18 protein-coding genes are annotated in these 22,914 nt (G+C 46.5%); 6 read left to right on the top strand and 12 right to left on the bottom strand.

Annotated elements, in window-relative coordinates; genetic code table 11:
• Positions 1-174 precede the first annotated feature (174 nt).
• The 6 genes from A8C56_RS01560 to A8C56_RS01530 form a co-directional block, all read right to left on the bottom strand.
• A complete protein-coding gene (locus A8C56_RS01560) occupies positions 175-1,371 on the bottom strand; it encodes a FecR family protein (RefSeq protein WP_067751150.1) in 1,197 nt (398 codons plus the stop codon).
• A 56-nt stretch (positions 1,372-1,427) separates the two neighbouring features.
• Positions 1,428-2,027, bottom strand: a complete 600-nt coding sequence (locus A8C56_RS01555; protein ID WP_067751148.1) for an RNA polymerase sigma factor — start codon at positions 2,025-2,027, stop codon at positions 1,428-1,430.
• Positions 2,028-2,427: 400 nt separating this feature from the next.
• On the bottom strand, positions 2,428-3,594 hold the full coding sequence (locus A8C56_RS01545; protein WP_067751145.1) for a Gfo/Idh/MocA family protein: 1,167 nt from the start codon (positions 3,592-3,594) through the stop codon (positions 2,428-2,430).
• A 55-nt stretch (positions 3,595-3,649) separates the two neighbouring features.
• Positions 3,650-4,210 carry a gluconate 2-dehydrogenase subunit 3 family protein gene (locus A8C56_RS01540; RefSeq protein ID WP_067751143.1) on the bottom strand — a complete coding sequence of 187 codons (561 nt, stop codon included), beginning with the start codon at positions 4,208-4,210 and terminating at the stop codon, positions 3,650-3,652.
• 33 nt (positions 4,211-4,243) lie between these two features.
• Positions 4,244-5,926: a GMC oxidoreductase gene (locus A8C56_RS01535; RefSeq protein ID WP_067751141.1), complete on the bottom strand. Its 1,683-nt coding sequence runs from the start codon at positions 5,924-5,926 to the stop codon at positions 4,244-4,246.
• A 43-nt stretch (positions 5,927-5,969) separates the two neighbouring features.
• A complete protein-coding gene (locus A8C56_RS01530; protein WP_084489920.1) occupies positions 5,970-6,656 on the bottom strand; it encodes a 3-keto-disaccharide hydrolase in 687 nt (228 codons plus the stop codon).
• Positions 6,657-6,843: 187 nt separating this feature from the next.
• Between A8C56_RS01530 and A8C56_RS01525 the strand changes: the two genes are divergently transcribed.
• Positions 6,844-7,740, top strand: coding sequence for a LysR substrate-binding domain-containing protein (locus A8C56_RS01525; protein ID WP_067751136.1), 897 nt, complete (start codon positions 6,844-6,846; stop codon positions 7,738-7,740).
• 58 nt (positions 7,741-7,798) lie between these two features.
• Positions 7,799-8,752, top strand: a complete 954-nt coding sequence (locus A8C56_RS01520; RefSeq protein ID WP_067751133.1) for a YeiH family protein — start codon at positions 7,799-7,801, stop codon at positions 8,750-8,752.
• A 63-nt stretch (positions 8,753-8,815) separates the two neighbouring features.
• Here A8C56_RS01520 and A8C56_RS01515 read toward each other — a convergent pair whose 3' ends face one another.
• The 6 genes from A8C56_RS01515 to A8C56_RS01490 are packed head-to-tail and all read right to left on the bottom strand — an operon-like array spanning position 8,816 to position 17,705.
• The gene (locus A8C56_RS01515) at positions 8,816-9,760 is read right to left on the bottom strand and encodes a hydroxypyruvate isomerase family protein (protein WP_067751130.1); all 945 of its coding nucleotides are present in this window, start codon (positions 9,758-9,760) and stop codon (positions 8,816-8,818) included.
• 15 nt (positions 9,761-9,775) lie between these two features.
• Positions 9,776-10,606, bottom strand: coding sequence for a 3-keto-disaccharide hydrolase (locus A8C56_RS01510; protein ID WP_067751128.1), 831 nt, complete (start codon positions 10,604-10,606; stop codon positions 9,776-9,778).
• 3 nt (positions 10,607-10,609) lie between these two features.
• Positions 10,610-11,452, bottom strand: a complete 843-nt coding sequence (locus A8C56_RS01505; RefSeq protein WP_067751126.1) for a 3-keto-disaccharide hydrolase — start codon at positions 11,450-11,452, stop codon at positions 10,610-10,612.
• A gap of 32 nt (positions 11,453-11,484) precedes the next feature.
• Positions 11,485-12,672, bottom strand: coding sequence for a Gfo/Idh/MocA family protein (locus tag A8C56_RS01500; RefSeq protein WP_067751124.1), 1,188 nt, complete (start codon positions 12,670-12,672; stop codon positions 11,485-11,487).
• Between the two features lie 32 nt (positions 12,673-12,704).
• Positions 12,705-14,591: a RagB/SusD family nutrient uptake outer membrane protein gene (locus tag A8C56_RS01495; RefSeq protein ID WP_084489918.1), complete on the bottom strand. Its 1,887-nt coding sequence runs from the start codon at positions 14,589-14,591 to the stop codon at positions 12,705-12,707.
• A 21-nt stretch (positions 14,592-14,612) separates the two neighbouring features.
• Positions 14,613-17,705 carry a SusC/RagA family TonB-linked outer membrane protein gene (locus A8C56_RS01490; protein ID WP_067751120.1) on the bottom strand — a complete coding sequence of 1,031 codons (3,093 nt, stop codon included), beginning with the start codon at positions 17,703-17,705 and terminating at the stop codon, positions 14,613-14,615.
• 911 nt (positions 17,706-18,616) lie between these two features.
• Between A8C56_RS01490 and A8C56_RS01485 the strand changes: the two genes are divergently transcribed.
• The 4 genes from A8C56_RS01485 to A8C56_RS01470 are packed head-to-tail and all read left to right on the top strand — an operon-like array spanning position 18,617 to position 22,884.
• Entirely contained in the window at positions 18,617-19,789 is a 1,173-nt protein-coding gene (locus tag A8C56_RS01485) for an LLM class flavin-dependent oxidoreductase (protein WP_067751117.1), read from the top strand.
• A 25-nt stretch (positions 19,790-19,814) separates the two neighbouring features.
• The gene (locus A8C56_RS01480) at positions 19,815-20,528 is read left to right on the top strand and encodes an SDR family oxidoreductase (protein ID WP_067761460.1); all 714 of its coding nucleotides are present in this window, start codon (positions 19,815-19,817) and stop codon (positions 20,526-20,528) included.
• Positions 20,529-20,537: 9 nt separating this feature from the next.
• Positions 20,538-22,328: an SLC5 family protein gene (locus A8C56_RS01475; RefSeq protein ID WP_067751114.1), complete on the top strand. Its 1,791-nt coding sequence runs from the start codon at positions 20,538-20,540 to the stop codon at positions 22,326-22,328.
• Between the two features lie 31 nt (positions 22,329-22,359).
• Entirely contained in the window at positions 22,360-22,884 is a 525-nt protein-coding gene (locus tag A8C56_RS01470; RefSeq protein ID WP_067751111.1) for an NADPH-dependent FMN reductase, read from the top strand.
• Positions 22,885-22,914 lie beyond the last annotated feature (30 nt).

The raw sequence follows: 22,914 nt of genomic DNA, 5'->3' as shown, positions 1-22,914 counted from the left end.
TGCATAATTGCAGTGTTTTGATGAAAAGAATAATTTACCTGATCTTATTTCACTCAGGATGATCAAAAGAAAACAGATACTGCCCTGTTCTGATCACTCGGAATATATCAGGATCAGCACCTTTTGATAGTCGTATGTTCTTTAATTAACCGCCGGCGGTTTTTCAGTTCTGTCTTATGGCATAATGATAATTTTTTTCCCTTCTGTTTTAAAATTGACTTTATTTTTTTCCAGTATTTTCAAAGCCTGCGACAGCATCAGGTCCTGTTGCATTTCTCCCTCAAATTCCCTGTCGGGGATAACGCCTCTGTACTCCACCGTTAAATCGTACCAACGGGCTAACTGGCGCAGCACCTCTTTCATATCAGCATTATGAAAAGAGAAATAGCCGTCCTTCCAGGCGGTTTCCGATCTTACATCCACGTTTCTCAGCGTACGCAGTGTGTTATTTACCACCCGGGCCTGCATACCGGGCGTCAGCGCTGTTTTGCCTGAAACACCGGGCACGCCTATTGCTACACGGCCTTCTAAAAGCGTTATTTTTATAGCCCGTTCATCTTCATAAGCATTTATGTTAAAGTGGGTACCTAATACCTCTGTAATGGTATTAGCAGATGTTACAATAAATTTTTTATGCTCATTTTTTGCTACTTCAAAATACCCTTCTCCTTTAAGCTGCACCTGCCTTTCGCTATCTGCAAATACTACCGGGTAGGTAATGGAGCTGCCTGCATTCAGCCATATTTTTGATCCATCACTTAATATAATATTGATGACCCTGCTGCCCCTCGGGTTGTTGATCGTATTATAAACAGGGGCCGTGGATGGTGCTTTTTGCCCGGACATTTCATAGGCGATGACGCCATTTGCTAATTTTATAAGCCGGGTAGCTGCCTGTGTGGCCAGCTGCCCGTTACCGGCGCTGTCCAGGTACATTACTGTGCCGTCTGACATAGTAACGGTTGCCCGGTTGGCTTGCGGCGCATAAATATCTCCGGAAACCGCAACCGCTTCTTTATTGCTTTGTACCGGTTGGGGCTGCAAAAAGAAATACAACACGATCCAGCCTAACAGGAGCATTGCTGCTGTACCTAACGCGGCATAAATCATACGCTTTCTTATAAAGGAAGGTCTTACACCCCTTTTTGAAGACGATCTTAAACGACGCCCGATTGTTTTGAATGCCTGCTGCTTGTCAAAATCATTCTTTACTGCCAAAGACGGGTCCTGATATGCTTTTTGCAAAAAAGCGTCCAGCACATCCATAGCAGCATCGTCCATCATCAGGCGCTGCAATTCTGCCAGCTCTGCCGGATTTATTTTACCCGTTGCAAATTTCTGCAGCAGTTCTTCCAAGTTTGAATTGATCATACGTCATATATAATGACGTAAAACAAAGAAGAGGTAAGACAAAAAAATATTTTTTTTTAACGCTGAAGCAAAAGGACAAATGCCATCCATATTAAATGCGTATCAGCATGGCTGAGCATAAATTTCCGGATTAGCTGCAGCGCCCTTACAATATACGTTTTTGATGAAACTACAGAAATGCCAAGCGCTGCCGCAATCTGTTCGTGAGTAAGCCCTTTATAGCGGCTAAGAATAAAAACTTCTTTTATCTTCCCCGGAAGCGCCTCTACTGCATTATTCAGCAGATTGTGCAGTTCCCTGTACTCCGCCATTTCCTGCGGCGTGGAAGCCGCCGATTGAAAATAGTTCAGTAAAAAATCAGTATTAGAAGGATCAAAAACATTTTTGCGAAGATGGTCGATGACCAGGTTTCGGGAAATTGTATATAAATAAGAGGAGGGGTTGACAATATCTTTTAGCCGGCTGCGGTTTTCCCATAGCTTAATAAAAATATCCTGGGACAGGTCCCTGGCCTCTTCTGTTTTTTTGGTCAAATGCAGGGTAGTGCCATACACCTGTGGCCAGTAACGGTCAAAGATCAGATTAAAAGCCTGTTCATCACTTTCCGAAACACGCTTAAATAAGGTGCTGTCTGTATATTGATCATCAATAGCCATTTATACAAAAAATAACGAATCCGTTCGTAAAAATAAGAGAATTAAATATATCCCCTCATTTTGCAGGCTACAAAACCGAAAAAGCCCCTGATATTTACAGTTTATGCATTAAAGGGCGAAGCTTCGCCCAAATGGGTGATCAGGATGCTCTACTCCTGCTGAAAAAGCAGGCTGTCGGGTACCCGGATTCTTTTGGCCTTCCAGGGAAAAATACTCGCGGCGCCTGACCTATTTCAAATCGGGAATTTTGATCGCTTCCGGTTTTTATCGGATTCTCCCGGTTAGCGGGTTGTCTTTTCTCATAAGTTTTTTTGCGCTGTCTTATCACTTTGCTGCGCATAGCAGACCAGGTAGCTCCTGGTAAGTTCCGGCTTTTAAGGCAGGTAAAAAAGAAGCAGCCCTAACAGGTAAACTTCGTCCACTTTTCATCAGAGGCATTGCTGGCGAGCACGCATTCGATAAAAGCCATTCCACGGACCCCGTCGCTGATCGATGGAAAATCCAGCATCTGATCAGAGGGATTGCGGCCATCCATTTCGGCGGAAAGCATTCCTGCAAAATTCCGGTACAAATTGGCAAAGGCCTCCAAATATCCTTCCGGGTGGCCTCCGGGCGTTCTGCAATTATGCAATGCATCTTCAGACAGAAGACCGGTATACCGGGTACCGGCACGTACCGTCTGCATAAAGCTATCCGCCCATTTTACCAACAATGAGTTGGGCTCCTGCTGAAACCATTCTATACCCCCTTTTTGACCGTACACCCTGATCTTCAGCGCATTCTCTTCCCCTGTAGCTACCTGGGAAGCTAATAGCACCCCCGTGGCCCCATTATTGAATTTCAGCAGCACATTCCCGTCATCATCCAAAGAATTGCCGGTAGTCATCACGCTTAACTGAGCACACAATTCGGTGATCCTTAAACCGGTAACATACTCGGCTAAGTGTGCGGCATGTGTGCCGATGTCGGCCATACAGCCACTTTTGCCTGAACGTTCCGGATCGGCTCTCCATGCTGCCTGTGGGTTTCCGCCTTTATATACTAACCTGCTTAGCCAGCCTTGCGGATATTCAACAATTACTTTTCTGATTTCCCCGAGTTTTCCGGCTCTTACCATACTGCGGGCTTCTTTTACCATCGGGTATCCGGAATAGGTATGTGTAAGCATCAGCCGCAAACCCGTCTTCTGTATTTTACGCTGCAACTGCAGTGCTTCTTCCAGCGTAAGGGTAAGCGGTTTTTCGCTCACCACGTGAAAGCCATTTTCAAGTGCCATCATTGCGGGTTCAAAATGTGCAAAGTTGGGCGTTACAATGGTTACAAAATCCATACGCTGATCTGCCGGAAGCTGACGTTCCTTCCGAAGCATTTCTTCATATGTCAGGTAAATACGCTCTTCGGGTAAAAAAAGCGAGCGGCCGCTATGCAGCGCATTTTCCGGATCAGTGCTTAACGCCCCGCAAACCACTTCAATTAATCCGTCCATATTTGCTGCAACACGGTGAACAGCCCCTATAAAAGCATTTCTGCCGCCACCAATCATTCCCATTCTGAGTTTTCTGTTCATCTGCTGTTGTAGTTGCTTTTTATATTGCCAACCGGTCTGTTTGCTAAATTCCGGCTCAGGTAGCCCAGGCCTTATCCCCCTTTTTATAGGGGATCTCTTCATATCTTCCCGGCACGGCCACATAGCGCAATGCCTTGGTGGCGCCCACTTCAGAAGTAAAAAACCCCAGTAAGGTCAGCTCCTTCATCATCCGGAAGTAATGCGCCGGATCTTTTTTATCCCTCTTTTTCATATAATCTTCCTGCTCCTTATCAATTGCTAACAACAACGCTTCGCGCTGCCCGGCATCAAGCTGTAAAAAAACCTTATTGTATTTCTGGTTGCTTGCCTTATTAATTGCTTCAATGCCCTCATAAAAAACCTTTTGATCAGCTGGCTTATAACAGTCCTGCACCATCAGCAGCATAAAACCGCCTATGCCTGCGGCTTTGGCCCCGGGTGAGCTGGTAGATGGTATAATGGTATCTCCTATTTCATCCAGCAGCGATATATGTTCCTGGCCGGCCAGTTTGTGGCCTTTTTTCACATCTGATACGCAGGAGGACAATAACTCTGCTCCTACAACGGTTCCCCCCAGGAGGAGCGCTATTCTGTGAACGGCTTCTTTTCTATCCATAGTAAAATAATATTACGAACCTGAAAACAGGCATTAAAGATTTTGTTTTTTCAGTTCAGATACGGCATAATCAACAGCCCGTGCTGTTAATGCCATATACGTAAGGGATGGGTTCTGGCAGGCAGAAGACGTCATACAGGCGCCATCAGTTACAAAAACATTTAATGCGTCCCATACCTGGTTGTGTGCATTCAATACGGAGGTCCCGGGATCGCGCCCCATCCGCGCTGTACCCATTTCATGTATGGAGCCTCCCATTAAATAATTGCCGTCAAAGGTTTTTACATTTTTTACACCGGCAATTTCAAGCATCTCTTTGGCATCTTCCATCATATCGACCCGCATTTTCTTCTCATTTTCCTTAATGGACGCATCCAGGGACAAAACTGGCAACCCCCACTTATCTTTGGTTTCTTTATTCAGATAAGCCCTGTTTTCATGATAGGGCAGGATCTCGCCCCAGGCGCTGATGCCCATAGTCCACCCTCCGGCCTCTGTTAATGCATCCTTAAATGCAGCGCCTATCCTGAACTCTGCAATATTCCGGCCCCAGCCTTTCCGGCCGGCTCCTCCCTGGTAGCCAAACCCACGGATGTAATCCCTTTTTTCTCCGTTCAGATTGCGGAAACGGGGTATGTAAATGCCATTAGGCCTGCGGCCATAGTAATATTTATCTTCGTACCCATCAACCTCTCCGTTTGCACCAACCCGGAAATGATGGTCCATAATGTTATGCCCCAGTTCGCCGGAACTGCTGCCCAATCCATCCGGCCATATATCTGTTGCCGAGTTCATCAATACCCAGGCTGTATTTAAGGTAGATGCATTTAAAAAGATGATTTTTGCTTTGAACTCATATGTTTTATTGGTTTCGGCATCCAGCACTTCTACCCCCGTAGCCCGTTTCGTATCTTTGTCATATAATACCCTGGTTACAATAGACCAGGGCCTCAGTGTTAAATTACCTGTTTTTACTGCTGCGGGAAGAGTAGATGACTGCGTGCTGAAGTACGCTCCGTAAAAACATCCAAGGCCGCATTTACTCTGATACTGGCAGGGCGACCGGCCCGGCAACTGCCTGGTAATATTGGCAGTGCGGCCAATGATCATATGCCGTTTGCCGCCGTAATGTTTTTGAATCCTGACTGCTGCATCCTTTTCAACACAATTCATTGCCATCGGCGGCATAAACTGGCCGTCAGGCAACTCCGGTATTCCATCTGCAGCACCGCTCACACCAATAAAGCGTTCTACATAGTCGTACCACGGCGCTATATCCTTATACCGGATGGGCCAGTCAACCGCAATCCCGTCTTTTGCATTGGCTTCAAAATCCAAATCGCTCCAGCGATAACTCTGGCGCCCCCACATTAATGAGCGCCCGCCTACATGATACCCCCGGATCCAGTCAAATGGTGCAACCTCTACAAAGGGGCTTTCTTTTTCCTTCACCCAGAAATCCAGCCCCCGCTGCTCAACAGTTCCATAATGCCGGACAAGCACGGGATAATCTTCTTTCATTTGCCGGGTGGTTTGCCCCCGGTGCGGAAATTCCCAGGGCGCTTTGCCGGCATCAACGTAATCCTTTATGTGCTCAACATTCCGGCCACGTTCCAATAACAACGTTTTTAAACCTTTCTCCGTTAGTTCTTTGGCAGCCCAGCCGCCTGAGATACCCGATCCGACTACGATGGCATCGTACACATTTTCAGCCATAACAAAATAATTTAATAACTATAAAATAAACAGAGATAATAACTCAAAGCTCTCTTAACCAAATATTCCGGAAACTTACCGCATTACCATGGTCCTGTAAACCGAGGGGCTGCTTTACAGGATGGGCAACATATTCAGGGTTGCCTATAAACGTGGTAGCTCCTTTTATCTTTACATGGTTTTGTACCAAAACGCCATTATGGATCACCGTAACGCGGGCTGCAGACTTTAGGCGGCCATTACGGAAAAACCTCGGTGCCCTGAAAATAATATCATATGTCTGCCATGCTCCCGGCCTGCGGCAGGCATTGACCAACGGGGAGTATTGCTTATAGATGCTTGCGCACTGGCCGTTTACATAAGTAGGATTCTGATAACTATCCAACACCTGAATCTCATACCGCCCCGGCAGAAAGATACCGCTGTTACCCCGGCGCTGTCCTTCTCCTTTAATTTTTTCCGGCGAACACCATTCTACGTGCAGCTGAATATCTCCAAACATCTTCCTGGAAAAAATCCATACCGGCTGAACCTGCCGGGCATGGGAAGCAGCAATTGTAACCATACCGTCTTTTACAACCCACCTGGTATTTTCCGGAATATCCCATTCAGACATGTCTTTTCCGTCAAACAAAATAACAGCGTCACCTGGAGGATCCCAACCGCTACCTGGTTTTACAATAACAGGAACAGGTTCCCAGACTTCTGTTTCTTCCGGCTTCATCGTCATGCTCTAAAAATATCAACTATAATGGTAATATCCTAATTATTTATCCTTATGAGTGATTACGAAAGTTCATAGCGCTGCTGCCATACAATTCATCTGAATTATCACAAGCTTACAATACGTTTAAAAAAATACTTGCTATCTTTCATTATTTTCCTGATCATTCTTGAACAACTGCAAATTCGACATTATGGAAGATTTTAGATTAAAGGTATTTCATTCGGTAGCGCGTAACAAAAGTTTCACAAAGGCAGCAGCAGAATTGCTTATTACCCAGCCGGCAGTTACCAAACAGGTCAAGAACCTGGAAGAATTACTGGAGACCCGGCTTTTTGAACGCGTCAGTAATTCTGTTGTTATGACCCAGGAAGGAGAGCTCCTGTTCCGGTATACCAATGAGATCTTTCAGTTATACAAAGAATTCAATTTTGAACTCAGCGTATTAAAGGCAAAACCTGCCGGTTCTTTTACGGTTGGGGCCAGCACCACTATTGCCCAATACCTGATATCCCCGGTATTAGGCGGCTTCCAGAAAAAGTTTCCGGAGATCAGGCTCAATCTAATGAGCGGCAATACGGAAGCAATTGAAAACGCCGTTCTGTCAAAAAGCATCAGCCTTGGCATTGTAGAAGGAAAAAGACATCATACGGGGCTGAAGTACGCTGAATTAACATCTGATGAACTGGTGCTGGTTACGCATGCAAAGAGCAGGTATGCCAAAGAAGATACCATTGAGCTGGATGAACTGAAAAAAATGCCTATGGTGTTAAGAGAGCGGGGATCCGGCACTCTTGAAGTGATCGAGATAGCGCTCCAGGAAAGAAATATCAGCCTTGCCGATCTACCTGTTATTATGCATTTGGGAGGTACTGAAAGTATAAAATCCTTTCTCGAAAACTCGCACTCGGTAGCGTTTATTTCAATGCATGCCATACACAAGGAAATACAATATGGGGAACTGAAAATAATCCACATCCGGGGCTTCCGGATCATGCGGCATTTCTCCTTTATTTATCTGCATGGGCAGCCGGACAAATTCTCGACAATGTTTATGCGGTATACCCGGCAACATTATAAAGAAAGGTGATCGCAGATAAGTAATACTCATCTATTTGCAAGACGGAAACATTTTACCTTCACAACGTATGAAAGGTAAAATTTACCGCTTCCAAAATAACAGCCGGTATCCACAGCTGCTCTATATACTGTTACTGCTTACCTGTTGTTTTCCGTTTGTGTCAGCCTCCTGCGCATTGCTGTTGGGATTACTGGCTTCCGTATTGATGGGCGCCCCTTTTAAAAACCTTATGAATAAATGGAGCGGTATTTTACTGAAAGCATCTGTAATCGGATTTGGTTTTGGTATAGATATTCATGTGCTGGTTCATGCAGGCAGGGAGAACATTGGTGTTACTGCAGGATTTGTGTTAGGCGCTTTGGCTATCGGCATCCTGCTGGGCGCACTCTTAAAAATTGATAAAACCATTGCATTATTAATTTCCGTTGGCACGGCAATCTGCGGCGGAAGCGCTATTGCAGCAGTGGGCTCAACCGTAAAGGCAAATTCTGACCAGCTCTCTGTTGCTACAGGTACTGTATTCCTGCTGAATGCCCTGGCCCTGTTTATCTTTCCGGCATTCGGGCACTGGCTCGGATTGTCGCAGGTACAATTCGGACATTGGGTTGCCATTGCTATACATGATACCAGCTCTGTAGTAGGCGCCAGTGCACATTACGGAGATGAAGCATTGAAAGTAGCTTCCATATCAAAAATGCTCCGGATCTTATGGATCATTCCCGTGCTGGCTGTTTTAGTGATCGGCTCTTCTAAAAACAGGGGCACATTAAAATTCCCTTTGTTCATTATTGGGTTTATTCTTGCCTCCTGCTTATTCAGCCTTATGCCTGCCGAACAAAAGCTGTTTAAAGATCTGTACGCTATTGCAAAACAAATGATGGTGGTGAGCCTGTTTATGATCGGCTCGGGCGTTTCGGTAGGAACAGTGAAACAGGTAGTGGGTGGAAAGGTGTTAATTCAGGCGGTGGCACTGTGGATGTTGATAACGATCGCATCGTTATTGGTGATCGTATGGTTGTAATAAATGGCAGGATCGGGGTTTTAAAGGGCATCATTCCTTCCCAATGTTCCTGTGCCCGGCCTGTTAAAATGAATCCGCTTCACGATATGCCTGTATCACAGCAAGCGCTCCTTCTTTTCCGGGTTTGCTTTTTCCATGTTCACAACAGAGGGTGCCCTTGTATCCCTTCTCATAAATATGCCTGAAGATATTCCTATAATTCATTTCCCCGGAAGCAGGCTCGTTACGGCCAGGATTGTCACCAATATGGAATGAGCCGATATAGTCCCAGCAGTTATCCATATGCGGAATGATATTCCCCTCTGTGATCTGCTGGTGATACATATCATCCACGATCCTGCAGTTTGGGTGGCCAACGGCTATGCATATCATTTTTGCCTGCGGCAGGCGCGTAAGGAACAACCCGGGATGATTAGTATGATTCAGTGGTTCTATTACAAAGGTGAGCCCCGGTTTTTCTGCCAGCTCACAACACATCCGTAAGTTATCAATCACATTCGCAGTCTGGTAATCCCAATGAAGCTTTTGATCATAACGGCCCAATACAACCAACGCCTTATTGATGCCGGTGCGTTTCTGCACTTCTATACCTGCCATAACTTTCTTCCTCAGCATTTCTTTTATCTCCGGATCCTGTAATACAAAGGTGCTGCCGCTAAAGTCTATCTTTAATGAGAATTCTGCCATTTCCAATCCTAATCGTGCAGCAGCATTCGCTATCTTTTCCTGTGTAGCAGCAGGAAGATTAACCATGCCCAGTTCAAATACCGCCCGGAATCCCTGATCAGCAATGAACTTCATATTATCAACAGGATCTTTCCCGGCATACGCTGAAAACAGGGTAAGGCCGGGCGCGTATTTCAACCTGAATTTCGCCCTGTTGGAAATGCTTTTTTTATCCCCTGTCATTTCCTTCATAAAAGAAGCGGCACGGGAGGTGGCTCCCAAGCCCAGCATAGCTGTGCCACCGGCAGCGGCAGCCTTTTTTATAAAATTTCTACGTTCCATGAATTATTAGATTCATTAAAGTTCCCGGATCCAGATATTCCGAAAGCTCACCGGTTCACTTTTATCACCATGTGCCTGCAGCCTGATGGGGCCCTCCTGATGCGGAACTACCTGGGGAAGCCCGATGAACGGCGTAGTTCCCATGATCACGGTGCTATTTTGAATGAGTATCCCGTTCTGTAATACCGTTACAACCGGTTTTGTACGGTAGGTGCCATCTTTTTTAAAAGTAGGAGCTGTATAAATGATGTCATAGACATTCCATTCCCCCGGCTTCCGCATTGCATTTACGACGGGCGCTGTTTGTTTGTAGATGCTACCGGCCTGACCATTCACATAGGTCTCATTTTTATAGGAATCCAGTATCTGCAATTCATAAATATCCTGCAGGAAAATACCGCTGTTCCCCCGCATCTGGCCTTCGCCATGAATCCCTTCAGGTATCCGCCATTCAATGTGTAACTGAAAATCTCCAAATGTCCGTTTTGTTTGAATATCCCCGGCAGCCTTGTTCACGGTCAGCACACCGCCCGACACCGTCCAGACGGCATCCTTCCCTGCTGATGGAACAAACTTGGACAGATCTTTGCCTTTTACAAGCACTTTTGAATCCGGCGCACCCTCCCATTCAGACAGTCCTGAACCATCAAATAAAACAATCGCATCTGAAGGAGGGGTTATCCTTCCATCGGGAGTTATGGTTCCCGGTGTTACTACAACAGGTTTCGGCTCCCAACGTTCCGTCATTTCAGGAGTGATCCGAACTGAATCTTTCGTTATATTTTTTTGGGCTTTAACAGACAATGACGCATAACAAACAGCGCCAATAATTAACAGAATACGCATATGTTACAGTTCCTTTATTTGAATATTTTTCCAACGGCATTTGGCACCCTTACGCCATACGTTCCCTCCATGCACCTGCAGCGCAATGGCTCCTTTTCTTCCAAACGCTTCCAGCAATTCCTCTTTTTTATTTAACGGGTTTGGAGAAGTGGCTCCGTCAAACTCACAGATCCTGGTGCCGTTGATCCAGGTGGTAATCAATGGATATTTTCCAACACAACGGATCCGCAGGTTGTTCCATTTCCCGATCTTCCAGGCTTTCTTCCATTCTTCCGGCGTACAATGATACTTTAAATAATCCGGTTTCCATGCAATGTCGCGCGGATCGGGTTTTGTTTCAAAACCAGTCAGGTTTCCCAGTGCATCGTGTATCCCGTTAATGAAAAAGGGCCGGTTGATCATCCGGGGCTGCCCTTCCCTTTCTGTAGAAATATACCCGATCTGTCCTCCATCGTGATAGTCGACATAGACCTGGAAACATTCTCCCTTATTATTCGTACGAAGAAATACACCGCTATCTATTCCCCAGTCAGGCTTTAAATCCAACCGCAATTCAAAATCACCATACAGCTTGTCGGTCATCAGAATTCCACCGTTGCCGGAGCCGGGCGGGTCCTGTTCGCCGGTTAGCACGCCTTTTTCTACCTGCCAGTGACCGCCTGTTCCATGACCGATCTTTTCATAATTTGTGTGCCACCCTTTGAGGGATTTTCCATCAAACAGATTCACAAACCCTTTTTCATGCAACATACCGGTTGCCCATTTTGGGAAAACAACCGGTGAAGCCAATAATGCGGGTGCTGAATATCTTAAAAAATTTCTTCTGGAAAGCTTCTGTTGTGCCATGCAATGTTTTTAATTTATGTATTCGTGCTTCTTTATCCTAATTCCTTAATATTAATTGCTCTGTGCTCCTGTGATGCGCGAACCGATCCCTCACAGATCTGAACTGTTTGCCTGCCAATGATACCATCCGGGTAGGGCATTTTTTTTCCTGCAAGCACCTCTGCAAAATACTTCATCTGTGCCACTTCGCCCCCACCTTTCGGAAGCGGCTTCTTAAAGGAAGCCGGAAGCCCGTCTGGCAGCGCTGCCCCGGGGGGATGGCCGTAATTTACGGAAAGCTGGCCTCCTCCAAACTGAATGGTAGCTTTGGTACCGAAAAATGTATCCGGGGCAGCAGGCCCGTAATTATACACTACACTGCCATAATTCATCAGCGCATTATTTGCATACCGCACAATGACGCCGCCGTGATCCATGGAGTCGCGCTTGCGAAGCAATGGATTGTTGACGCCCTGAATACTGGAAACCGTTACCGGCTCACTGTTCATGATCCAGTTATTTACGTCAATGATATGTGCCCCCATTTCAAAAACAGCACCTCCGCTTTGTGCCTGGTTCAGCCTCCAGTAACCTACTCCGGGAGGATACTCATCTGCTGCCGGCACCCGCCAGTCGCCCCGGTAATCATTCAGATCGGAATAAATGATAGCTCCAACCGGCAACGTCCGGATCGTTTCAACCAGTAATTTATAATCCGCTGCATGCCTGCGCTGGGTTCCGATCTGAAGCGCTTTACCCGTCTTTTCAACCACTTTAAGCATCGCGTTGCAATCAGCAACGGTCAGCGCCATGGGCTTTTCACAAAACACATGTTTTCCCGCTTCCATAGCCGCAATGGCATGTTCCCTGTGCAGGCCCGGAGGTGTTACAACTGCCACCGCATCCAGATCAGCTTCTTTCAGCATTTTTTGGTAGTCCGTAAAGAACCGCGGCCTGGGACCGTCTTTAATGAGCGCTGCCCGCTGCGCCATTTTGTGCGGCACTATATCACAAAGCGCACTGATCTCAATTTCCGGTACTGAATTGATAGAACCGATAGTGGCTTTGCTTCTGTTTCCGCAGCCAATGATCCCGATCCTGTAAACTTTATCCTGCTTACCTGGTTGAGGCGCCTGCGCAAACAGCGGATTACCGTACAGGTTAACAAGCCCGGCCCCGGCAACTCCGGCAAGGCTCTGCCCTATAAATCTTCTGCGTGAAAAGCTGTTATTTGTTTTCATTGTTAAAACATATCAGGTTAAATAAAATCCGATCACTTATATCCCGGATTCTGATCAATCTGGGGAGCCTTGTTGATCTCCGTTCTCGGAATGGGCAGCCAATAACAGAAATCTTCCCACTGCCGCTGGTCTACGACTGTTTTTGTATCGTATTCCCATTTTGTCCTTCCGTCATAATAATGCGTAATCAGCATCTGGTGCACATCCTTTACCACATCCGGGGCAATCATCCATTTCCGCATCATATACCAGCGGTCCCCTTCTCCAAAAAATTCCAGCTGGCGCTCTTTCCGGTACCATTCCCTTGCCTGTGCCTGATCGGAGGTCACTCTGTCCGGCAGGCCGGCACGGTTGCGGATCATGTTCAGCGCATCAAGCCCTTCCTGTATATCACCCAGTTCAATACAGGCTTCAGCAAAATCCAGCACAACCTCTGCGTACCTGAATTCAATCCAGGCGTTATCATTATTAAAATACTGTCCTTCCAGATCCGGATCCAGGTACTTCCTCATATAATAGCCGGTTTTTGTACCATTCCATGATTCAGTTGCAGCCTGCCGGGTATCAATACCAGCCGTAAGCGCGCCATTGGCGGCCACGTAGGTCCCTGCCTGAATACGCCCTTCCGGGTCCATTGCAGCCAGGTCATCGGGGCGTTTCTGCCATTTTGCCCCATCAAACAGGATGGATGCATAAAAACGCGGTTCGCGCCCCACATAGGGGTTTCTTTCCGGATCGGCTGCCAGCTCCGCCGCCGTAAAGTCGCGTACCGTTTCGTTTCCGGGATTGTACCTGCTCCAGACAAAAGGGGTTCCGTTCTTCATTTCAAATAACCGTACAAACGGTTCGGTAGGCTCATTCTGGCCAAAATTATGATACCCGTTAGGCCCCCAGCTCTTGTTCATATCCTTCTGGTTGCCTACTGCGTTCTTCAACTGGATACCAAACATCACTTCGTCGTTCCATGCTCCTTTCTGCAAAAAAATACCTGCAAAATTATCCGCGTATGCCATCACCTGTTCTTCCGTCATATTTGCAGGCGGGTCACTTGTTTCGCCGGTAAGGGCATAATGGCCATATTTTCCATCCATGATCTCCCGGGCCATTTTCTTGGCAGCCTGCAGTCGTTCTTCCCGGGTACCCAGCTGGAAAGAAACAAGCGGGTTCGATGGCTCATATCCTCCATTCACCAGCTTACCGGCGCTCCAGCTGAGCAGCTTTGATTTCAATGCGGCCGCAGCTCCTTTAGTGGCACGCCCCTGTTCGATGTCCTGTTTTTCAGGTAATATCTCAATAGCTTTATCCAGATCTGCAAGAATGAATGCTACCGTTTCATCAAGGCCCGACCGCTTATAGGATAAAAAATCGTCATTCAGGTCAAAAGGCTTATCGATCAGTATAAGGCCGCCGAACACGCGCATTAAATACGTGTATACATAGGCCCGGATGAAATAGGCCTCACCCCTCATCCGCTCCAGCCTGGCTTTATCCGCATCCGTAGTAACGGGTACTTTATCTATGTTAGCCAGCAGCACGTTAACATTCTTAACGTTTGTATACAGGGGCCCCCAGCGCAGGAACTGCCACTCTGAATTACCAAAATTGCCAAAGTTATCGGGGCTTAGGGTTCCCTTCAGATTTACCGCATTGTTGGGGCGCTGCATATTCAGCATCTCATCCGTTGCCGAAGCAAGCAGATCCTTATTCAGACTCAAGGCAGGGTCAGTTGGGGTAGTTCCCGTTGACCCGTCCATCATATCATAGCAATTACCCAGATAAGCCTGTACCAGGTTCAGGTCCTGAAAAACCGATTCTTCATTAAAGGAATCAACTGCTTTTTGATCCAGTACCTTCTGGCAGGATGTTACTACCAGTAATAGTAGCATTAAAGCGGCTAAAAAGCGTTTCGTTCTTTTCATTGTCTTAGAATTTCAATATCGTTAAAAAGTTATTTTTGCGCCGATAGCCAGTGTTTTAACGGCCGGATAGCTCAGGGGAGCGCCTATTTCCGGATCGAATTTCTTTTGGGCGGCATAGATCAGGAACAGGTTGTTGCCCGAGAAAAACACGCTTGCATTCGAAATCCCCGATTTCCCGAAAAGCCGTTTTGGAAGCTCATAATTCAATACAGCATTCTTCATTCGGATATATGCCATATTATCATACCAATAAGTACTGTTATTCACACCAAAGCCCCAGTACTGGTCTGCCCTGTTATACGCCCGGGCGATATTTGTATGCGTGTTCTCAGGGGTCCAGCGATTATCAAAGTTCCACTGGAAATAGTTGCCTGCTTCCCCCCGGCGGTCGTCTGCATAATTTTGCCGGTAGTAGCTGCCCTGCCCCTGGGCCAGTAATGACAATGACCAGTTCTTATACCGCAGGTCAATTGATAGCCCCATCAACAATTCCGGAGCATCGGCCCTGTCCAGCAAAATCTGGTCATCGCTGGTGATCTGGCCATCGCCGTTTACATCTTCAAAGATCACATCACCCGGTTTTGCGCCTTTCCAGTGCGGGTATGCATCCACCGCAGCCTGGTCGGCAAAAATGCCAATTGCCCGGTACAAAAGAACAGCACCGTAAGAATGACCTGTACGCACCTGCCAGGGCACTGTACGTGCAGGTTCATCAGTAAAAAGTACCCTGTTATGGCTCCAGCTTACATTACCCGCTACATCGATTCTGAAATTTTTGCTCAGCTGCTGGTGGTAACCGAGATCCACTTCAAACCCCTTGTTATCAACTGCCGCTATGTTCTCGTCCGGCAGCTGCAACCCGGTATAGTCAGGCACTGATGCGTTCCTGGGCGCAAGGATGTCCGAACGTTTATTATAGAAGAACTCGGTATTCAAATGAAATTTGTCTTTAAGGATATAAGAATCGAAGCCGACGTTATAGGTTGTTTGTTTTTCCCAGGTGATAAAAGGATTGGCTACCCCGGCCTGCCGTACTACTGTTTCAACATCCTTTCCGCTGCCCATGGCCACGCCGGTATTAAGGGTATACTTATTCATATATTGAAATGCATCACCCGGATCCATGCCCATTTTACCGTAAGTGGCACGTAACTTAAAGTAGCTGAAGAACCCCAGGTGTTCTTTCCAGAAAGGCTCTTCAGACGCCTGCCAGCCTAACAACACCGCAGGAAAATTTCCCCACCGGCTCTGCGGCGGAAATTTCAATGAACCATCCCGGCGAAAAAGCAGTTCTACCAGGTACTTGCTGAGGTAGCTGTAATTTAACCGGCCGATCCATGATTCGCGGGCATAGATGCTCATAGAGCCTGAGTTGTCCTTATCTGTATTTGAACCGGCATTGATGGTTTGCACAATGTCGGAAATATAATATTTCCTGAATGCACCAAGATCATTAGAGCTCTCCTTCAATTGCTCGTAAGCGCCGAAGAGGGAAACGGAGTGCGCACCGAATTCCCGGGCATAGGTAAAGTTTACATTACCCAGCTGGCGGATACTGCGGGCATAGTTTTCCTGCAGTTCCGGCGCGCTGTAACCGCGCAGTGTAGGAACCAGATCCATACTGGTGATAAAACCATCCGCATCCCGTTGAGCAGAGCCCCAATCCGGGAAATACAGTGTCCATGGGGTCCGGAATATTTTCTGGTAAGTGTTGTACAGGTCATAGGAGAACATACCATTTAAAGTAAGTCCTTTGATCATTGGTGGGGTAATGGTCAGGTTAAAAGCCATTTCGCTTTTATACTGCTTTTTATCATTATAGCCACCCTGAAGCGTTGAGGTTACAACAGGATTATCTCCATATTCGATATCCGGGCCCGGTTGCCCTGTTGGCCAGAACGACCATTGGGTGGGAAGCAGCCGGGTAGACTGCCCGTAAATATCTGCTGCAGATTTGGTCGGGTACAGCCGGCTGGGAATATATCCCGCATAATTCACACTACCTTTGAGCCAATCGGTGATGGGCACATCCAGCTTGGCTCTTACACTATATTCCCGGTATCGTGTAGACTCCTGTTTATAGATAGCCTCTTCATTCTTATACCCCAATGAAAGATAATAGGTCATGCCATTGGCTCCTCCTCCGCTGATTGAAAGATTGTGCTTGCTTGTTGTGGTCCAATCGGCAATAAGGTCATTCATCCAGTTGGTATTCGGGTGTTCCCAGGGATCCCTGCCACTGTAATACAGTGCAATGTCTTCATCGGAAAAAGTACGCGGCCGCCCTTCATAATCCTGGTATTCGCTCAGCATCGTGGCATAGTCGCCTGCATTCAGTACTTTAGGCAATATTGTCGGCTTCATAAAACCCTGATAGAACTGATAGTTCAGCCTGGGCTTGGTGCCGGCTTTTCCTTTTTTTGTAGTAACCAGGATAACACCATTTGCAGCCTGGGTTCCATAAATTGCGGAAGAGGCATCTTTCAGAACTGAAATGCTGCTGATGTCCACAGGATCTATTTCGCTCAGCGAGCGGCCGGGCACCCCGTCAATCACCACCAGGGGCCCCGTGCCCGTACCCAATGTGGTACGCCCCCGCACCCGGATATCGGCAGCATTCTGACCAGGTTCCCCCGTAGGCTGTCTTACGGTTACTCCCGGCAACCGCCCGGCAATGGCGTTTGTTACATCAGCAGCCGGAATGGATTCCAGCTTGGCTCCGCTAACGGAAGCAACCGCGCCCACTACGTTCACCCGCTTCTGGGCACCGTACCCGATTACAACGACCTCGCCCAGTGAAGCCAGATCCTCAACAAGGACTACATTGATGGTTTTTTTGCCATCTACTGCAATTTCCTCTGACCTGTAGCCAACGGAGGAAAAAACCAAAGTGGCTTTTGCAGAAACAGCTATCGTGTACCTGCCTTCCTGGTTGGTGGCGGTAAGTGCATTTTTACCAGCGACCGATACCGACACGCCGGTAATAGGCTCATTGCGTCCGTTTGTAACGATGCCGCTTACTTCTATTTCCTTTTGTGCAAAGGCGCTCCCCAACAGGAATAAGATTTGCAATACCAAAAGATACCACTTCCGGGGCTGTAACAGTTGTCTCATAATATAGGCTCTATAATAATTTAGCAATCGAAAGAAAAAAATTGAACAGTAGTTTTAAACCGGTTCTCTTACCGAAGAAAGGACTAATTCATCAAAAAGTCAAATTAATTATTCTTATACCTGATTACCTTTTTTTATTATCATGCGGATATTCCTCTTGCAGGCATTACCAGAAATGCCTCACTTAAAAAACTACCGGGAAATAAGCCAGGAGCAGGTTTACCGTTAGAGAAGCTTACAGGGTTCAGTTTGAAAAAATCATATTTATGATCCACAACAGCAGCAACATCGCAAAGACAAAGGCTGCATACAATTGTATGAAAAAAGCATAGCGGGGTAATTGGATCGGCTCATGTTCATATTAAAATTTGAGAGTGCAAGTATAAGAAGAAATTAATAGTCTACCAAAAAAGTAGGATAATAAAAATTATTATCTTTACCGGCGTACAACAAGTCATTAAAACAGATTTTCATTTACCTTATATGATCTGCGCAGCAGCCGGAAAAAGATATTTTCATGTTTGCGGTAACATGGCATCCATAATTTTCACCTACATATTCACCAAACAATCTGTCTGTAAAAAGCGATCAGACAAACCATGAGTGAAAATCTGTCCATGAAACCATAACCAATAGTAATTACTCATTATGAATACTCATTTTCTAAATATACCCAAAGGCTTTATATTTGTTCAGCAGCAATATTGCCGATATATAACAATGAACGATCAGTGCCATACAGGAAACTTTCGGGAAAAGAGTGCTTTTTCAATTCAAACAGACTATACTGCAGACATGACAGCAGTATCCGTTAACAGGTTATCCGTTTATAGAAATGCATACAGCCTGCTTTGCCTGATAGCCCGGAAGATCTATTTTAAAATTATTCACTAATTGTAAATCTTTAATCAATGTCAACGCAATCTTTTCAATCCGTACCCATCCGAACAGAAAAAAGAGCCTGTGAAATCGCCTGGTTCGATGATCTTTGCGGCGGAGATACTGCTTTCCTTGGTACCGTTGACCCCAAAAGACGCAGCAATTATGCCCACTGTGCCGACATCATTAAAACTGCAGACCGGATGGGCTTTAAAAATATTCTGCTCCCGACTTCGTATATCACCGGACAGGAAGTGCTTCCGTTTGCCGGAGCCATGGCGCCCCAGGTAAAAAATATCAATATGCTGGCCGCCATCCGTACGGGTGAGATACATCCTCCCATGCTGGCCCGGCATATATCAACGCTTGACCATATGCTGGAAGGGCGTCTTACCATTAATATCATCAATTCAGATCTTCCGGGTCTGCGGGAATCTCCGGAATTGCGGTACAGGCGTTGTGAGGAGGTCATAGAGATCCTGAAACAAGCCTGGACAAAAGACGAAATAGATTTTGAAGGAGAAATTTACCGCTACAAAATGCCTGCAGACCCCGTAAAACCCTACCAGCAAAACGGGGGGCCGTTGTTGTATTTCGGAGGTATTTCTCCGGGTTCCAAGGACGTTTGTGCCAGACACTGCGATGTTTTTCTGATGTGGCCGGAACCCGAAGAGCAGATCTATGCAACGATGCAGGAGATGAGCGGGCGTGCTGCTGCATATGACCGGAAAATTGATTTTGGTTTACGTATTCATGTAATCGTTCGCGAAACGGAAGAAGAAGCCCGTCAATATACAAAAACGCTGATGTCGAAGTTTGATGCGGAAATGGGACAGAAACTAAAACACCGCGCACAGGACTCTCACTCGGCGGGCGTGCTCCGGCAGGATGAACTGCGTAAGAATGCAGATCCTGACGACTTCATAGAGCCCATGCTGTGGACAGGTATCGGGCGTGCACGCTCCGGGTGTGGAGCTGCACTGGTGGGTACCCCGGATCAGATCATTGAAAAATTAAACCGGTATATGGACATGGGCATCCGGGCATTTATACTTTCCGGGTACCCGCTTATTGAAGAGTGTGAATTTTTCGGAAGGCTGGTATTGCCGCAGCTACCGACCATAAAGTTGTCTGTGGAACAGGGGCGCACTCCTTCTGCAACACCTGTAACGCCGTTAACAACAGGCGAATTAAAAGTTTATTAATTATAAATTGAAAGGATCATTTTCTATGAGTTTTAAGCAGAGGACCGTATTGATTACCGGTGCATCCCGGGGAATAGGAAAAAGGCTGGCGCTGGATCTGGCAGCTGAAGGGGCGCACCTGGGGCTGGTTGCCCGTAACAAAGAAACGCTTGAACAGGTAAAAAACGCGGCAGAAGAATATGGAGTAAAGGTGCTCACCTTTACCGGAAGCGTTGCTGATGAGCAACTGGCAAACGAGGCTGTTTCCAAAATGATTGAGACATTCGGCCGGATCGACTATCTGGTCAACAATGCCGGTTACGGAATTTTTGGCCCTACCGAAGGGTACAGTGAACAAGCCTGGTCCGACCTGTATGACACCAACGTAAAAGGTACCTTCCTGTTCTGCAAAGCAGCAATGGGTCCAATGAAAAAGGCGGGTGCAGGTCATATCATCAATATTGCGTCTGACGTAGCCAAACGCGTCTTCGACGGCGGGGCATTATACTGTTCCTCTAAATTTGCGCAGGATGCGTTCTCCGCGGCACTGCGTAAAGAGGTGCGCCGGGACGGCATCAAAGTCTCCGTGGTTTATTCCGGTTTAGTTGATACGGATTTCCATCCTGATCCGCATGCCCCTGAAAAAAAAGAATGGCTTACTGATGAAAACATGTCTGCCGGCATCCGCTTTGTGATGGGGCAGCCGGCACATGTGGTTATTGACGAGCTGATGATTCACCCGCTTTCGCAAGAATATTAGAAATTGTGTATGATCCGGAGCCTAAGTACTATAGACCTCGTTGTTGTTGCGCTTCTTTTGCTTTCTTTTGTCATCGCCAGTATGTATTCGAGTTTCCGGAAAAAGAATTCTGAAGAATATTTTATGGCCGGAAGGTCATTAAAATGGTACTCGGTAGCCGGGTCCATTTTCGGCACCAACATTCACGCCCAGCAGATCATAGGAATGATGGGGGTAGGCTATTCTATTGGATTTGCCCAAAGTCATTATGAGTTTCTGGCAGTAGCAGCAATCCTTATACTGGTCTATGTGTTCATTCCCGTGTACCGGAAAGGTAATTTTTTTACGTTATCACAGTTTCTGGAAAACCGGTTCAACCGGGGCTCCCGCCTGGCATATACGATCCTGATGCTGGCCTTTATCATGATCCAGCTGATCGCCGGCTTTTACATTGGCAGCCGTACGCTCGGGATCCTCTTTGAAGGCACCGCGCTGGAGCCTACCTATATACAGGGTATACTGGTCATTGCCATAGTAACGATTGTCTTTACCGTTTTTGGCGGCATGTCATCCGTTGTGATTGCAGATAATATTTTAACCGTGATCATGGTATTAGCGGTACTGGTTATTGGCACCCTTACATTTATGCAGCCTGAAATTGGTGGATTTACCGGGCTCCTCAGGCTGGATCATGCCCATGCAAACAAAATGCACCTTTACCTGCCGGCAAATCATCCCGACCTGCCATGGACCGGTGTTTTTACAGGACTGGTCATCCTCCATTTTTTTTACTGGACCACGAATCAGTACCAGGTGCAGCGGGTGCTGGCAGCCGAAACCGAGCGCGATGCCAAGTTAGGATCTATCGTTGCAGGAATGCTTAAATTTCTCATTCCTTTTTTTTCCATTGCGGCAGGAACAGCTGCCTTCTATCTGTTCAACTCCCGCTTTGGTAAAAACGTGGTATTGCCGGACGACACATTTATCACGCTGTTAAAAACGGTTGTGCCGGTGGGCTTTGGACTGAGTGGATTGATCCTGGCCGGGCTTATCTGCGCGATCTTCTCCGCCATATATTCGATGATGAATTCGGTATCCACCATGCTTGCATATGATATTTACCGCAATTATATCAACAAGCATGCGTCTGACCGGCGTACGGTAAGATTCGGGCAGTTAGGGATCATAGTAATGTGCGCAATTGCTACTGCGCTTGCATATGTTACATTTGATCCTAATTCTTCTGAAAACTTTTTCCTCATCCTTGCCAATCAGGCTTCTTATATCAAACCCGGGCTGGTGGTGGTTTTCTTCTGGGGAATTCTCTGGCGCAAAACACATCCCATTGCCGCCTTAACAGTGCTGATCGCTTCACCGCTTATCGGATGGGGGCTGGACATACTGTATAATCATTTCCTTGCAAACTTTGCAACTGTAGCCAACCTCTTTGGTACTCATTTCAACTTTCTGCACCGTGTATTTATGATCTTTTTTGTAGGATCCATCCTGCTGGTAGTGTTAAGTAATTACTTTAACCGTACACGGGGTGTTGTAGCAACCAACGAACTGTCGGTTTCATTTTCAGGAACCGGAAAAGCAATAGTAAGAGCGGTCGTTATTCATGCTCCGATCCTGGCGCTGGTGCTGTTCCGTATCATTACACCACAGGTAGCCGCGTATCCGGCTGCTTTGCTTACATTTGGGTTGTTTCTCTGGTATATGCGGAAAGAAGAATCCGGTTATCGTTTTTATCAATCCGATATTTTTTATGCCGGAATACTAACAGGAGCGCTGATTTGGATTTTGTATTTTTTCGCTTAAAATCTGTTTACGTGAAAACCATTTATTAAGCATGATCACCATTGTAGTAGGAACCAATCGCTTGCATTCGAAATCCCGGAAAGTAGCCGAGTTCTATAAAAACCAGTTAGACATGATACATGTTCCCGGCCGGATCCTTGATCTTGCTGATCTGCCGGAAGACTTTATTGTATCGGCGCTTTATCATAATATCGGGAAAAATCAGAAATTCAACGAGATCCGCCATGAAATTGAGCAGGCTGAAAAATACGTATTTGTTTTACCTGAATACAACAACTCCGTTCCCGGTGTATTCAAAGCCTTTATAGACGGACTTAGCTACCCTAACGCACTGCACAATAAGAAATGCGCCCTGGTGGGCATCTCCGATGGCGTATCAGGAAACGCGTTAGGCCTGAGCCATATTACAGATATATTCAATTATCTGGGAATGTATGTATTGCCACAAAAGATCCGTATCCCGCTGATGAAAAAAAACTTTGTTGAAGGCATTGTAACAGATGAATTCATCCATAGGCTCATCATCGATCAGATCCAGCGGCTGGTGAAATTCTGAGGTCTTTCATAGCTTTTAATTCAATGACAG

Source organism: Niabella ginsenosidivorans (assembly GCF_001654455.1).
GTDB classification, from domain to species: Bacteria; Bacteroidota; Bacteroidia; order Chitinophagales; family Chitinophagaceae; genus Niabella; species Niabella ginsenosidivorans.
This window is presented reverse-complemented; position numbering and strand designations above follow the sequence as displayed.